This window comes from Staphylococcus piscifermentans (assembly GCF_900186985.1).
Classification (GTDB): domain Bacteria; phylum Bacillota; class Bacilli; order Staphylococcales; family Staphylococcaceae; genus Staphylococcus; species Staphylococcus piscifermentans.
Genome location: NZ_LT906447.1, coordinates 2,012,089 through 2,026,630, shown reverse-complemented (window position 1 = coordinate 2,026,630; position 14,542 = coordinate 2,012,089). Strand labels below are relative to the sequence as shown.

The 14,542-nt window shown below is 37.4% G+C and carries 15 protein-coding genes and 2 tRNA genes; 5 read left to right on the top strand and 12 right to left on the bottom strand.

Translation table 11 applies throughout. The features are described from left to right. Positions 1 to 150 precede the first annotated feature (150 nt). The 3 genes from CKV71_RS09445 (at position 151) to CKV71_RS09435 (ending at position 4,253) form a co-directional block, all read left to right on the top strand. On the top strand, positions 151 to 966 hold the full coding sequence (locus CKV71_RS09445) for a TerC family protein (protein WP_095106175.1): 816 nt from the start codon (positions 151 to 153) through the stop codon (positions 964 to 966). Between the two features lie 171 nt (positions 967 to 1,137). Further along, on the top strand, positions 1,138 to 2,877 hold the full coding sequence (locus CKV71_RS09440) for a S1C family serine protease (RefSeq protein WP_095106173.1): 1,740 nt from the start codon (positions 1,138 to 1,140) through the stop codon (positions 2,875 to 2,877). A 17-nt stretch (positions 2,878 to 2,894) separates the two neighbouring features. Further along, complete coding sequence (locus CKV71_RS09435) at positions 2,895 to 4,253, top strand: TrkH family potassium uptake protein (RefSeq protein ID WP_095106171.1); 1,359 nt, start codon at positions 2,895 to 2,897, stop codon at positions 4,251 to 4,253. Between the two features lie 223 nt (positions 4,254 to 4,476). Here the strand turns inward: CKV71_RS09435 and hisIE are convergent, their stop codons facing one another. The 10 genes from hisIE to CKV71_RS09385 form a co-directional block, all read right to left on the bottom strand. Beyond that, positions 4,477 to 5,106, bottom strand: a complete 630-nt coding sequence (gene hisIE / locus CKV71_RS09430) for a bifunctional phosphoribosyl-AMP cyclohydrolase/phosphoribosyl-ATP diphosphatase HisIE (protein WP_095106169.1) — start codon at positions 5,104 to 5,106, stop codon at positions 4,477 to 4,479. Next, positions 5,097 to 5,861, bottom strand: coding sequence for an imidazole glycerol phosphate synthase subunit HisF (hisF, locus tag CKV71_RS09425; protein WP_095106167.1), 765 nt, complete (start codon positions 5,859 to 5,861; stop codon positions 5,097 to 5,099). Before hisF ends, hisIE begins: the two co-directional genes overlap by 10 nt. Next, positions 5,858 to 6,562, bottom strand: coding sequence for a 1-(5-phosphoribosyl)-5-((5-phosphoribosylamino)methylideneamino)imidazole-4-carboxamide isomerase (gene hisA, locus CKV71_RS09420; RefSeq protein ID WP_095106165.1), 705 nt, complete (start codon positions 6,560 to 6,562; stop codon positions 5,858 to 5,860). Before hisA ends, hisF begins: the two co-directional genes overlap by 4 nt. Continuing rightward, complete coding sequence (hisH, locus tag CKV71_RS09415; RefSeq protein WP_095106164.1) at positions 6,555 to 7,136, bottom strand: imidazole glycerol phosphate synthase subunit HisH; 582 nt, start codon at positions 7,134 to 7,136, stop codon at positions 6,555 to 6,557. The genes hisA and hisH overlap by 8 nt, the downstream gene beginning before the upstream one ends. Further along, positions 7,133 to 7,714, bottom strand: coding sequence for an imidazoleglycerol-phosphate dehydratase HisB (hisB, locus tag CKV71_RS09410; RefSeq protein ID WP_095106162.1), 582 nt, complete (start codon positions 7,712 to 7,714; stop codon positions 7,133 to 7,135). Before hisB ends, hisH begins: the two co-directional genes overlap by 4 nt. Beyond that, positions 7,692 to 8,696, bottom strand: coding sequence for a pyridoxal phosphate-dependent aminotransferase (locus CKV71_RS09405; protein WP_095106158.1), 1,005 nt, complete (start codon positions 8,694 to 8,696; stop codon positions 7,692 to 7,694). Before CKV71_RS09405 ends, hisB begins: the two co-directional genes overlap by 23 nt. Beyond that, a complete protein-coding gene (hisD, locus tag CKV71_RS09400) occupies positions 8,689 to 9,951 on the bottom strand; it encodes a histidinol dehydrogenase (protein WP_095106155.1) in 1,263 nt (420 codons plus the stop codon). The genes CKV71_RS09405 and hisD overlap by 8 nt, the downstream gene beginning before the upstream one ends. Then, a complete protein-coding gene (gene hisG / locus CKV71_RS09395; protein WP_095106152.1) occupies positions 9,941 to 10,558 on the bottom strand; it encodes an ATP phosphoribosyltransferase in 618 nt (205 codons plus the stop codon). Before hisG ends, hisD begins: the two co-directional genes overlap by 11 nt. Further along, positions 10,559 to 11,401 (bottom strand): ATP phosphoribosyltransferase regulatory subunit, encoded by an 843-nt coding sequence (locus tag CKV71_RS09390; protein ID WP_095106150.1) that lies wholly within the window; start codon positions 11,399 to 11,401, stop codon positions 10,559 to 10,561. Between the two features lie 275 nt (positions 11,402 to 11,676). After that, positions 11,677 to 12,492 (bottom strand): alpha/beta fold hydrolase, encoded by an 816-nt coding sequence (locus CKV71_RS09385; protein ID WP_095106148.1) that lies wholly within the window; start codon positions 12,490 to 12,492, stop codon positions 11,677 to 11,679. Positions 12,493 to 12,687: 195 nt separating this feature from the next. On the opposite strand from CKV71_RS09385, the gene CKV71_RS09380 reads away from it, so the two are divergent. Then, positions 12,688 to 13,233, top strand: a complete 546-nt coding sequence (locus tag CKV71_RS09380; RefSeq protein WP_095106146.1) for a TetR/AcrR family transcriptional regulator C-terminal domain-containing protein — start codon at positions 12,688 to 12,690, stop codon at positions 13,231 to 13,233. A gap of 213 nt (positions 13,234 to 13,446) precedes the next feature. Continuing rightward, positions 13,447 to 14,016: a Fic family protein gene (locus CKV71_RS09375; protein ID WP_095106143.1), complete on the top strand. Its 570-nt coding sequence runs from the start codon at positions 13,447 to 13,449 to the stop codon at positions 14,014 to 14,016. 257 nt (positions 14,017 to 14,273) lie between these two features. Here CKV71_RS09375 and CKV71_RS09370 read toward each other — a convergent pair. Then, a tRNA-Ser gene (locus tag CKV71_RS09370) sits at positions 14,274 to 14,362 on the bottom strand. 2 nt (positions 14,363 to 14,364) lie between these two features. Beyond that, positions 14,365 to 14,439, bottom strand: a tRNA-Asn gene (locus CKV71_RS09365). Positions 14,440 to 14,542: the final 103 nt, after the last annotated feature.

Here is a 14,542-nt window from a genome sequence, read left to right as displayed (position 1 = left end):
AATGGGATGTTATAAAAAGAGACATTCAAGTGAGACCTTTGCTATTTATTTAGCATAGGTCTCTTTTATTGTCCAAAAAAGCGGACATGAATACTTAGACGTTTGAGTGTTCTGTACGAACCATTTTATGAAATAAGGAGTTGTTATCTAATGGATCCGAGTTTAATTTTACCTTATTTGTGGGTACTGCTCGTATTAGTATTTTTAGAAGGCTTGTTAGCAGCAGATAACGCTGTAGTAATGGCTGTTATGGTCAGACATTTACCCCCTGAACAGAGAAAGAAAGCCTTGTTCTACGGCTTGCTAGGTGCATTTGTATTTCGTTTTGCTTCATTATTCTTAATCAGTTACTTAGTAAACTTCTGGTTTATTCAAGCAGCCGGCGCTTTTTATTTACTTTATATGTCAGCGCGGAATTTATATCAATTCTTCAAAGCCGACCAGCATGGACCTGAAAGTCCAGAAGCTGGGGATGATCACCACTTTGATCAACATGGCAATGAAAAGAAAGTGGGCCCGAAAGCGTTTTGGGGTACGGTAGCTAAAGTTGAATTCGCAGATATTGCCTTTGCGATAGATTCAATGTTAGCAGCCATGGCAATTGCATTCACATTAAAACCAGTAGGCATCCACTTCGGCGGTATGGACTTAGGACAGTTCTTAGTCATGTTTGCAGGTGGTATGATTGGTGTTATCTTAATGCGTTTCGCGGCAACTTGGTTTGTAGAATTATTGAATAAATATCCAGGCTTAGAAGGTGCAGCATTTGCAATCGTAGGCTGGGTAGGTATTAAATTAGTAGTATTAGTACTTGCACACCCACAAGTACAACTGATTCCAGAAAACTTCCCGCATACCATTTTATGGCAATGTATCTTCTGGGGCGTCATGATCGGCCTTGTAATAATTGGTTGGTTGACATCACTCCGTCATAATAAAAAAGCAGCGCAACATAAAGATAAATAATCCTTTAAATACTCTTTCTGATTCGCCTAATGGGTTGAATGAGAAAGAGTTTTTTATATTGCTAAAAATAAAGTCGAATTATTTGTATAAATAACAAGGATTTACAAGAAATTCATATAAAGTTATGGCATAATTAAGACATAGTTAGATTGTAGTGAAGGAGGCGTTAATATGGCAGATGACAAACATTCGAATGAAGAGAAAAAGCATAAGGATGGAAAACAAGTCATACCGAAACGTCATTATAAACGTAAGCGTCGTGCTTTCTTCCATAACGAAGAACGCGAAAAACGTGTACAGAAAGAACGAGAAGCTAAAGAACGAGAGAAAGAACGAGAAGCGAAACTTGCTAAGAACAACGAGGAACGTGTAAAGGACAATTTACGCAAAGCAAGAATTGAAAAGTTGACTCAAGAAGAAATTCAGCATCAACAACAAAAAGCACATGAAAATCAAGAAGGCGATGTATCTTCTGAAACATTACATAGTGTGCCGAGTGAAAACAAAAAAGATAAGTCAGAATTTGATACGGCAAATCAACCGAAGCAGCGTGATGAAGATAAGAAAGAAGCGGCAGTAGGTGGAGTGGCAGGCATACAATCTGAAAAAGCTTCTAAGAAAGAAGAAGACAATTCTATGGAAAAAGATAACAAAGATAGAGAAAAATCTAAATCCGATACAAAAGAAAAAGAAGACGTTACAGAAAAGCCAAGTCATCAAAATGCTAAACAAGATACACCTTCAACACATTCACCAGATACGCATAATAATTCGGCTGTCTCAGAATTTTTACGTCGTAATTGGGCAAAAATTGCGGTGGTTATAGGCGCAATTATTTTAGTGTTATTATTGTTCGCTATTTTTCATAACTTACACAATAGAGATGATAACTCTTCAGGACAAATTTCATCCTTTAATGGCGGAGACAAGAAACAAACTGCCATGATGAAAGCTGCTAAAGAAACCACACACTCAGTAGTGACGGTTGAAAATAAAGACAGTAATAAAAGTTCGGTAGAAAAAGAAGCACCCAAATCTGACGGAGAAATCGGCTCAGGTGTCGTCTACAAAAAAGTAGGCGACTCTATTTTTATATTGACAAATGCCCATGTAGTAGGCGACAAAGCGAATCAAAATATTTTATATGATGATAAAAAAAAAACAAACGGTAAAGTTATCGGTAAAGATAAATATTCCGATATTGCAGTCGTAAAAGCTAAAGTTGATAAGGATAGCAAAGTTAAACCGATTGCCATAGGTGATTCTAACCAACTTCAATTAGCTGAACCGATAATTACTGTAGGTAACCCCTTAGGCGCTGATTTTAAAGGCAGTGTGTCCAGCGGCATCATTTCCGGATTGAATAGAAATGTACCGGTTGATATAGACAAAGATGGCAATTACGATAATCTGACGAAAGCATTTCAAATTGATGCACCAGTCAATCCAGGTAATTCTGGCGGAGCTGTGGTAGATCAGAACGGTAAATTAGTTGGAATTGTTTCATTGAAAATTGATATGCAAGCAGTTGAAGGCATGGCCTTTGCAATTCCAGTCAATCATGCACTTGATTTAGCAAAACAACTAGAGAAACACGGTCACATTAATTATCCGAATACAGGTGTGCAAGTTTCTAATGTAAGTGATTTAAATGATGGAGAACGTCATCAAATGAAATTACCAGAAAGTGTAGAACAAGGCGCAGTAGTGCGCGCAGTAAAAGATCATTCTATTGCTGAAAAAGCTGGTTTGAAATCAGACGATGTTATAGTAGAATTAGGTGGTACAAAAATTGAAGATAGTTTGCGATATAGACAAGTCATTTTTGAACATAAAGATGATAAAAAATCCTTATCGGCAAAAATCTATAGAAATGGTAAACTTAAAGATATTGAGATTAAATTGAAGTAACGTTGAGGTGAAAAAAGTTGTCCATTTTTAATCAATTATTTAAAAGAACCAGCCCTCAACAAGGTATAGTAATGTATTACCTGTTTGCTATCGTTGCAGCTTTTTTAATGTTGAACTTGCCTTACGTGCACAAACCTGGCGTGCATGTGAATCCTATTGATACACTTTTTGTGGCAGTTTCAGGTATTAGCGTAACAGGGCTGACACCTATCTCGATTGTCGATACTTATACGACATTTGGACAGATTATCATATTGATTATCTTAAATATCGGCGGCGTTGGTGTCATGGCAATGGGTACAGTTTTATGGGTGATTCTCGGTAAACATATCGGCTTGCGTGAAAGACAACTGATCATGTTAGATAATAACCGCAACACGATGAGCGGTGCAGTTAAACTGATTATTGAAATTGTACGAGCTATTCTGCTGATTGAATTGGTCGGCGCACTCTTGCTAGCATTTTATTTTTACAGAGATTCCTCTGACATTCAATATTCATTGATGCAGGGATTCTTTGTAGCGATTTCATCAACGACGAATGCAGGTTTAGATATTACCGGCAATTCTCTCATTCCATATGCTGATGATTACTTTGTACAAACTATCGTCATGTTCTTAATCACTTTAGGATCAATTGGGTTTCCAGTGTTGCTTGAAGTCAAAGCTTATATTAAAAATAGAATTCCAAACTTCCGTTTTTCACTCTTCGCTAAGATTACAACGATTACTTATTTAGCCTTGTTTGCACTGGGCACGATTGTAATCTTGTTATTAGAAGCGAACCATGCCTTTCAAGGTTCAAGTTGGCACAAAGCATTGTTTTATGCGATGTTCCAGTCCACTACGACGAGAAGTGCAGGCTTAGAAACCATCGATATTACGCATTTTTCAGATGCAACCAATATTGTGATGGGCTTACTGATGTTTATTGGTTCTTCACCAAGCTCTGTAGGCGGCGGTATTCGTACAACGACCTTTGCGATTCTAATTTTATTTATACTTAATTTCAGAAATGAAACGAACAGCACAACTATAAAGGTGTTTAATCGTGAAATCCAACCTTCAGATATTCAAAAGACCTTTACAGTCTTTGGGGTGGCTACGATACTAACGTCTGTAGCAATCATTCTCACTTCAGCTTTTGAAGGGACTAAATTAACCTTCTTGCAAGTGTTCTTTGAAATCATGTCTGCCTTTGGTACATGCGGACTTTCTCTCGGTGCCTCGAGTGACGGTAATGATTTAACCAAAGTCATCTTGATGTTGCTGATGTTTATCGGTCGTGTCGGCCTCATATCCTTTATCATTATGATTGGTGGTCGAAAAGAACCCGTGATGTACCACTATCCTAAAGAGAAGATACAAATTGGATAATTACTTTTGAAAAATAAATACGTGATAGATTACAGGAGTTGAGACATTATCTTATGTTCGGCCCCTGTTTTTTTATGTTTAATATGAAGGGAAATCGCGTGGTAGTTTCAACCTCGCTTAGCTCCCATACAACATCTCCCTACCTATTTTTACGTCAAATAACACAAATCACACACAAGATGCCGAGACAATCTTTCTGTCCCGGCACCTTATTATTCATCGTTTACCAATCTTGCACATCTTGTCTTTCGCCTTTAAAGTTGCCGCTCTTCTGGTGTCTGGCTTGCAGTACTTTTTTGACATCTGCAATAGGAACGTCGCAGGCATGTAATAATACAAATAAATGATATAAGACATCTGCCGTTTCATTGGTCAATTCTTTATGGTCTGCTTTCATCGCTGCGATGACGACTTCGAAAGCTTCTTCGCCGAATTTTTTAGTTATTTTTTCAATACCTGAAGTCAGTAGATAATGAGTATAGGATTTTTCATCGTCACTTTGCGCACGTGCAGCCACAATTTCTTCCAGACTATCCACAAAGAACGGAATTTCGGTATTAAAGCAACTTGTAGACCCGGTATGGCAAGTAGGACCTGCTGGTGTGACCTTAATTAGCAAGGTATCTTGGTCGCAGTCTAAGCGTATATCTTCAACATATTGGTAATGTTTAGAGCTTTCACCTTTTTTCCATAAACGGGCTTTACTGCGTGAATAAAACCAGCATACTTTATCGCGCAAGGTAAGCTCATAAGCTTCTTCGTTCATATATCCGAGCATTAAGACTTGTTGTGTTTGATTATCTTGTAAGATTGCTGGAACTAATCCTTTAGAAAAATCTGGTTTTACAGCCATCTGACCTGCACTCCTTTTTCTTGTAAATAAGTTTTAACGGCACCAATAGTAGTTTCTTTATCATGAAAAATACTGGCAGCTAACCCCGCAGAGACGTCTGTTTCTTGAAAAAGATCTGCAAAATGCTGAGCATTGCCTCCGCCACCTGAAGCAATGACTGGGAGATTAACCGCTTCATTTATCTTTTTCAACAACTGATGATCGAATCCTTGTTTCACACCATCATAATCCATACTGGTTACCAACAATTCCCCAGCACCTAAAGCTTCTACTTGTCGCACCCAATCTAGGACTCGAATATCCGTGGGTTGTTTGCCGCCATGTGTATAACAAAACCAATCATTACGAGCATCTTCCCATTTAGCATCTACAGCGATACAAATGCACTGGGAACCGAATTTATCGCTTGCTTCTTTAATCAGGGAAGGTTGACGTAAAGCACTGGAATTTAGCGAAACTTTATCTGCACCGTGCTTTAGTAATATTGAAATATCGGCTGTAGAACTGATGCCGCCACCGATAGTCAAGGGAATAAATAATTTCGAAGCGGTTTCTTCAATGATATCCAGCATCATTTGGTGACCGTTCTCAGTTCGGGAAATATCGAGAAACACTAACTCATCTGCTAATTCTGCATTATAATAGGCTGCTAATTCCATAGGATCACCGATATCGCGTAGGCCTTTAAATTGTACGCCCTTCACGACACGACCGTCTTTTACATCGAGACAAGGAATAATGCGTTTCTTAATCACGTTAATCCCTCCCAAAAGCTTTCAGTATTAGCAGCTTTGCCGACAATAGCTGCTTGTACACCAGCTTGTTCTAATTGAGTTAAGTCTGCTTGGTTTCGGATCCCCCCTGAAGCAATCACAGGCAGAGGAGTCGAATTTACTAATTGAGCAGTCAATTCAAAGTTAGGACCTTGCAACTTGCCATCTTTCGAAATATCGGTATAAATAATGCCGCCGAGAGGAAGGTGGTTAATCTTTGCAACAAAATCAAATAAATTAATTCCAGTATTTTCTAACCAGCCGTTTACTTTAATTTCATCTACGAATGCATCTACAGAAATGTAAATACGTCCTGGATAGTGCTCTGCAGCAGCTTTTAACCATTCCACATCTTGAATGCCTTTCGTACCTACAATGATGTATTGCACACCTTTGCTGAAATAAGTTTCAATTGTTTCCAGCGAACGAATGCCTCCACCGACTTCGAAGGGTAAGTCGGTTAACCCGACTAATTGTTCAACATAGTCTGTCTCCATCGGTGTTTGTTGCTTGGCGGCAATTAAATCGATGACATGAATACGAGTCACACATTCAAACTGGCTGTAAAAGGACACTGCTTCTTCAGCTGTTCTGGTCATTGCTTCTTTCGAGGTATAATCGCCTTCAGTTAATCTGACACTGGTTGAATCAATAAGGTCGATTGCTGGCCAAATTTCAATCATCAATAAAACCGCCTTTCAATGCTTGATTTAATATTTCTAATCCATAATCTCCACTTTTTTCCGGATGAAATTGGATACCGATTTTATTTTGCGCTTGAACAATTGCTGTAATAGGCAGTCCGTAATCTGCTGTTGCTATAATTGGAGCTTCAGTTTGTACATAATATGAGTGTATGAAGTAAACATCTTGATTAAGCAGAGGATGTTCGCTTTCTAAATTATTCCATCCTAAATGCGGCACCGGATAAGTTGTTTTAATCGGTACTACTTTACCAGGTATAATACCTAAGCCGTTACTATCTCCTTCAGCACTGTGGTCGAACATCAACTGCATCCCTAAACATATACCGATAAACGGTTTGGAATTTTGCAATTCAATCAGTACCTTATCTAACCCTGACTGTTTCAATGCTTGCATTGCATCTTTAAAATGACCCACACCTGGCAATACAATATGAGAGCTTGAACGAATGACCTCAGAATCATCAGTTAAAACGGCTTCAAAACCTAAATGGTGAATAGCGCGTTCAATATTCTTAATATTGCCAAGGCCGTAGTCTACAATTGCAATCATTCAATCACACCTTTCGATGAAGGCACACCTTTGGATCCGTCGTCAGATAGAGCAATCTTTAAACTTCTTGCAAAGGCTTTGAATATTGCTTCAATTTCGTGATGTGTATTGCCACCTCGAATTAAATCGATGTGGGTAGTGAGACGTGCATTAATGACCAGACCGCGGAAAAATTCTTCAACTAATTCCGTATCAAAGGTACCTACTTTTTCCTTTGAGAATTGGGCATTAAAAGAAAGATAAGGTCGACCGCTGATATCAGTCACCACTCGTGCTAAGGTCTCGTCCATCGGGATATAGAATGAGCCATAACGTGTAAAGGATTGTTGATTTTTAATTGCTTCCAAGAGTAATTGTCCTAGAACAATCCCAACATCTTCGGTGGTATGGTGATCATCTACTTCATTGTCACCTTGCACTTCAATTTGACAACTGATTCCACTGTGAAAGCTGAATAAAGTCAGCATATGGTCTAAGAAGCCGACTCCTGTCTTAATTGAAGTTGTTTGTTCGCCTGATAAATCTATAGCTATTTGGATAGAAGTTTCTTTTGTTTCACGTTGTTTGCTGTAAATCAAATTGATCACTCCATTCTTTAACAATCGCTGATAATTGGTTGAGTTCTAGCTCGGTAGCAATAGAGTAGCGGACAGCTTCTGATAATAATGCTACTTCATAAAAACGAGGTTGGAAACCACGCGCCATTACGTATTCGCCTAAATCACGTGCATGAGTGCCGTAAGTGAATACAAAGTTCGCTTTCGAAGGTATAACAGTCATTTTATCGTCTGCATATTGAGTGAAAATATCTTGCAGTTTTCGACATAGGAAGCGTTGTTCTGCAAGCAAGTGTTCCACACGGGTATGATTTTTAAAGAGTGCCTCTGCTAAGCGTAAAGATAAGGTACTCATCGGATAGGGATGCGCCAAACGATTGAGTAATTGGATCGTCTCAGGTGTTGAAATGACGATGCCGATACGTAAGCCTGCCAGAGCAAAAGCTTTGCTGAGTGTCTTCATGATGATGAGATGGGATTCAAGCGGTATTTCGTTGGGTTGTCCAAACTCGATATAGGCTTCGTCTAAGACAAAATAGCTGCCTATACTTTTCAATTTGTCACTAATCGCTTTTAAAAAGTCAGCAGAATATTGAATGCCGGTCGGATTATGCGGAACGCTCATAATGAAAAAGGCAGGTCGGACTTCTTCAATGCGTGTCAAAATCGTTTCAAGAGAAAAACTGAAATCTGCTTTACATTCTACATATTCGATAGGGCGGTCGGTTTGTCGTGCAAACTCGGTATACATGACGAAATCCGGATTGAGCGCAAGCACAGGACCTTTAGGCAAAGCCAGCATACATTTTTGTATCCATTCATCGGAGCCGTTCGCTGCTAATACTTGATTAGTATTTAAATGGTAGAAGTCAGCGTAGGCTTTTAAGAAAGCTTCATATTGACCTTCTGGGTAGACTTTGAAATCAGAAGCGGCCACAATATCTGTAATTTCTGATGAGGTCAAAGCTGCTATAGGACTTTCATTCTGATTGATATTAATCATTTTCCTCCATCTCCTTATTTGTTCTGACACGAACAGAAGCTTCGTGTTGATATAATCCTTCGGTATGTGCAATTTCCATGGCTCCCGGCGCAAGTTTGTCGAAGGCGGTTTGGTCAAAGCTGATAACAGAATGACTGGTTAAGAAATCGTTGACGGTCAACCCATTAGTGAAGCGGGAGGTTTGATTGGTCGGCAGCACATGACTGGGACCAGCATTATAATCACCCAGCGCTTCTGGTGCATAAGAACCTAAGAACATCGCGCCGGCATATTTGATGTGAAAAAGATATCGTTCAGGATTTTGCGTTTGAATTGAAAGATGTTCTGGCGCAACGAAATTTGCAATCTCAATAATCTCATCATTATCTTTTGCTAGAATTGCGTAATGAAAATGTTTAATACTCGATTCAATAATCGCTTTACGCGGCGCATTCTGAATCGCTTCAGGTAATAGTGCTTCCACTTTTTCTAAAATCTTTTTACTAGTAGAAAGTAAAAAAGTACGGGCATGTTCATCATGTTCTGCTTGAGCCAGAATATCTTGGACGATAAATTCAGGTTTTGCTGTCTCGTCAGCAATAATCATAATTTCGCTAGGTCCAGCAATTTGATCAATGCCTACGTAGCCGTACAATAATTGTTTGGCAGTCGCTACAAATTGATTGCCGGGTCCAACTATTTTATCAACCTTTGGAATTGTTTCAGTCCCAAAAGCTAAAGCAGCAATACTTTGTGCGCCCCCAACTTGATAGACATGATGGACACCTGTAAGCTGACAGGCAGCTAAAATACTTGGATTGATGCCTTCTGGTTGCGGAGGTGTCACGACTACTATGTTTTCTACGCCCGCTACTTGAGCTAAGGTAGCTGTCATTAATACAGTCGAAGGGTAGGCAGCTTTCCCGCCAGGTACATAGATACCAACACTTTCTATAGGGTGATATATTTGGCTTGTATGTTCTCCGATGACATTCTCATGTTTTATCTTTTGTTGAAATGATTTTATGTTTTCATAACTTTCTTCTAAGGCTATGCGTAACTCAGGAGAGATTTGATCTAGACTTTTTTCAATAGTTGCAGCAGGTACTTCTAGCTGAGCAACTTCAACATGATCGAACCCCTGGTTATATTGAAATAAGGCCGCATCTTGATTCAGTTTTACATTTTGAATGATGGCTTGAACACTATCTAACAAGTCTTGGTTTGAAGCGGACGCTGTTTCGAATTGACGATAAAAATCTTGTTTATTGAGCATGAATAGAAACCCCCAGTTGCTGGATGAAATTCTCGATAGCTTGTGATTTACTGAAAAATGCGTGTTTATTAGTAATAAGACGTGCATTGATTTCACCAATGCGTTCTCGTTCCTCTAGTCCGTTTGATTTGAGCGTAGTCCCGGTTTGTACAATATCTACTATGGCATCTACCATATCCACTACAGCAGCCAGTTCAACAGAACCAGATAAGCGAATAATAGTAACATCTGTCCCTTTCTGATTAAAATAATCACGTGTGGTTTTCACAAAGGTCGTGGCTACACGCTGTATCTCTGTTGTCTGAGATTTAGCTGCTACTGAAAAATGACACTGACCAAAGGGAAGATCAAGATAATTATTAATATTGTGCTCAGGGCATTCTTTTAAAATATCGCTTCCAGTAATTCCGATATCTGCAATGCCTTCTTCTACATAGGTTGGGACATCTGAACCTTTGACTAAGATGAATTTGATGGAACCAACAGTAATTTGAAGTTTACGTTCTCGCTGATTCAATGCATCTGCCCAAGTAGCATTACCATTTTGTTCTAAAAATCGAATAAAGTCTTTCAACAATCTGCCTTTACTGAGTGCCACTGTTAACATTCAAACAACCTCCCAGTCTAATTTAATTCCAAAGCCGAACCCTTCAATTTCACCAGCATAATGGCCGCCTGACATCACAGGTTCAGACTGATTATTAGTGAACAACTGCATGAAACTACCGATATAGTAAGACTTTGGCGGCATGGTCGTAATATCTAAATGAATACTTTCAATACCGGCTCTTCTCAATTCCTCAGACCAACGTAAGAGCGACAAATAGGTTGGATGCTCATTTGGAATAAGAGACGGAATATAATCAAGCTGTACATGTGTAGGTTGATTTAATAAAGTTATCAATGGATGAGTTGGCGTTAAGCGTTGACTTAATTCAGAAATGTTGCGTTCGTTAATTAATTTTAAGATCTCAGGCGTTTGTTCTGATTGTGTTAAAAGTAAATCTAAGAGTTGATAATGACCGATAACAGCAAAGTCAACTGGTTGCTGCATCTCTTCACGCACAAATTGCAACATGTATTGGAAACTAGTGAGCATGTCTTCATAAGAAGGATTGAATACTTCAATACCTAAATTACTGTTGATATGCTCATTATTAGCAATAGGCCCTGCATACACAGCACGTTTGAAATTCAAATCATACGTTCGAGCATAATGTTGCAGCTGATCCGTCCAGTCATTTCTCAAAGCATAAAAATTTTGACCATTTTTCCAAATACTGCGTGTACTCATACTTTCTAAATCATCTTGAGTCAACTGCTGCCAATTCAAGCGTTCAATAAAATGTAAATCAATCACTGTATAACCGTGATTTTGGAAATACTTTAAGAATTGATATTCTAATGCTTTTCTCCTCAACACTTTATCTTGATACTCAATATAATCCATTGCCGTCCCACACTTTCGCTTTTATTCTCTACCGAACTAAAGTAAAAATAAATTAATGACGTAATCATAGCATGAAAGAAAGGCGATTTCAATAGAAAATTCTGAATATTAATAAAAATTAAAAGTGAGCTTAACATGCAAAAGTAAATAGCATATATATCTAGAAGTTGACTTTGTTGAAATTGAGGAGAGATAGAGTGAGTTAAAGTTGCGTATAGAAAAAGCGACTAAGGACTTTAATAGTCCTAGCCGCTCTATAGAAAATAAGTTAGCGTTTATTTTTTTAATGCTTCTAATAATAAGCGGTTCACTTCATCTTTTTTCTCGAAGAACAATGCATGTCCTGCACCTTCAACTTTTGAAAGTGTATAATCAGGTGCTTCTTTTTCAAGATACTCAGAGAATTCGATAGGGCAAACATGGTCCGCTGTGCCATGAATACCGTATACTGGTAAATCTAATGATTTAATTTCTTCACGCAAATCTTCATCTCTTAATGATTCAGCAAGTTTAACTGTACCGATTAAAGAAGAAGTTAAAGTCATTGCATTGAAATATTGTTTATATTCATCTGAAACTTCAATATCTGAATTAAAGAATGAATCTTCACCAAAGTCGCCGATTGCTTTAGGTTGATCATCATTAATTTGCTCGATTAAAGCTGTAACGTCTTCAGGTTTCAAGCCATATGGATAGCCGTCGCGTTGAACGAAACTAGGTCCAGCTGGTCCTAATAAGACCATTTTCTTCAAGTTCGAACTGTTATGTTTGACGCCGTATTTCAAGGCTAATGCTCCGCCGACTGAAAATCCTACAACGATAATATCTTTTAAGTTTAATTCATCTACAACTTTTTGAATGTCATCTGCAATAGTATCATAATCATAACCATCTGCTGCTCTGTCTGATAAACCGAAACCGCGATGGTCAATGCCGATATAACGATAGCCGTTCTCTACAACGAAATCTGCTTGATATTCAAACATTGTGTTATTTGCTGGCCAGCCGTGTAAGAACACCAATGGTTGACCTGAGCCGAAATCATCTACATTTAATGCAACTTCATCGCTTACTTGAATTCTATGTTTCATATATTATTGCCTCCATTCGTTTATTGTACAAAGATACTATACCCTTGCGTTACTTATGAGAAACTCAATCAATAGAGCATAGCAACTTCTTAGTATTATGTTAAAATATGAAAACAAGAAAACAAAATTATTAAAATATTATGTGAGAATTAATACACAGTTATTTAAAATGTGGGTTGTAAGTGAGGAGATATAATGAAAAAAGAAGATTTAAGAGTGATTAAAACTAAAAATAATATTGAAAGTGCATTTTTAACTCTTTTTTATCAAAAAGAAATAGATAAAATTTCTGTTAAAGAAATCACATCTGCAGCACAAATAGCGAGAAAGACATTTTATCTCCATTATATAGATAAATACGATTTGTTAGAAAAAATATTTATAAAAAGGTTAGAAGAACTAAGAGAAATTTGTCATACATTTAAAATTGTTAATTTAAATTTGATAGTAGATGAATGGTTAAAGTTTTTTTATCAAAACCAAAAGTTTTATCGCACATTATTTGGTGATTATCATTTTAAAAAGAGCCGCCAGCAATTAATTCAATTTTTCCAAGAAGTATTAACAGAAGTAGTCTCTGAAAAAATATGCCGACAGAAAGCCTTGGATTATCATATGACCTTGAGCTTTCTTGGTCATGGTATAATTGGAATGGTTGACGAGTATATAGAAAATAATGAAAAGAATAGGGATGCAATCAGAAAACATATTATGGCTTTATTGAATGCTTATAGAATTTAAGATAAGGAATAAGCTCTATAAAATAGTTACACATAAAACATAGTGAGCATTAATATTATTAAGAAACTAAGGAGGCGGACACCATGAAGATAACAGGAAAGCATTTACTTTTGCTAAAAAAATTAAATATTGAAGTATATAACAGGTTAAAAACAGAGTTTTTTGTTCCATTCAAATAGATTAGAAGGTAGCACATTTAGTAAAGAAGAAATCATGGAACTCACTAAAGAGAATAGAGTGATAGGCTCACATAAACTCAATGATATTATAGAGACTGCAAATTCAATAGAAGTATTTGATTTCATCGCAAAAATATATAATGAAAAATTATCGGAGAAATTATTCAAAGAATTTCATGGTATTTTACTAAACAATTCTTTGAGTATTTTTGATTGTAAACTTGCCGGAACTTATAGACCCATGCTGGCTAGATTAAGTAAGGTAGAATTAGAATTATCGAGCCCGGAAACAATACATTTCGACATGGAACTATTATTGCAAGAATATAATGAAGTTAAGATGGACACTAGAAAAATTGCTGAGTTTCACAGTAAATTTGAAAAGATCCATCCATTCCATGATGGAAATGGCAGAGTAGGGCGCTTTATTATCCTAAAACAATGTTTAGATAACAACGTAGATTTAATAGTTGTGCACAGTGAATATGAAAAAGAGTATAAAGATGCGCTTTACATTGCTCAAACTGGCAATGGTATTGATGCATTAGTCAATATCTTTGAAAAATCTCAAAGAAGATTTGAGAAGACTATTAGGAAATGTTGAAGAATCTAGATATATAATTGATTAGAAAGCATATGTCCTTGACGTGTCTACAGTGTGTCTTTTTTATAAAAAAAGAATGGAATTTTAGACACATTGTGCCTAAAATTTTTTAGGCGATTCTAATGGATTCCAAGTAAGAAAAGTTATAAAAATTAAAAAACAGCTGTAAAGCCTTATGTATCAAGGGATAGAGGGCAAAATAAAAAATAGTTAGAATCAGTCATAACAACGGATTCTAACTATTTCTAAGTCATTTACGGAAACGGAGGGATTCGAACCCTCGCGCCGCTCTCGCGACCTACACCCTTAGCAGGGGCGCCTCTTCAGCCAACTTGAGTACGTTTCCAATGGCTCCACAGGTAGGACTCGAACCTACGACCGATCGGTTAACAGCCGATAGCTCTACCACTGAGCTACTGTGGATTAATCTGATTTATTCAAGCACAAGTACTATTATATCAATCACTTTAAAATTTTCAAGAGAAAATAACGAAAAATATGCGGAATATTTACACCAAATTAATAT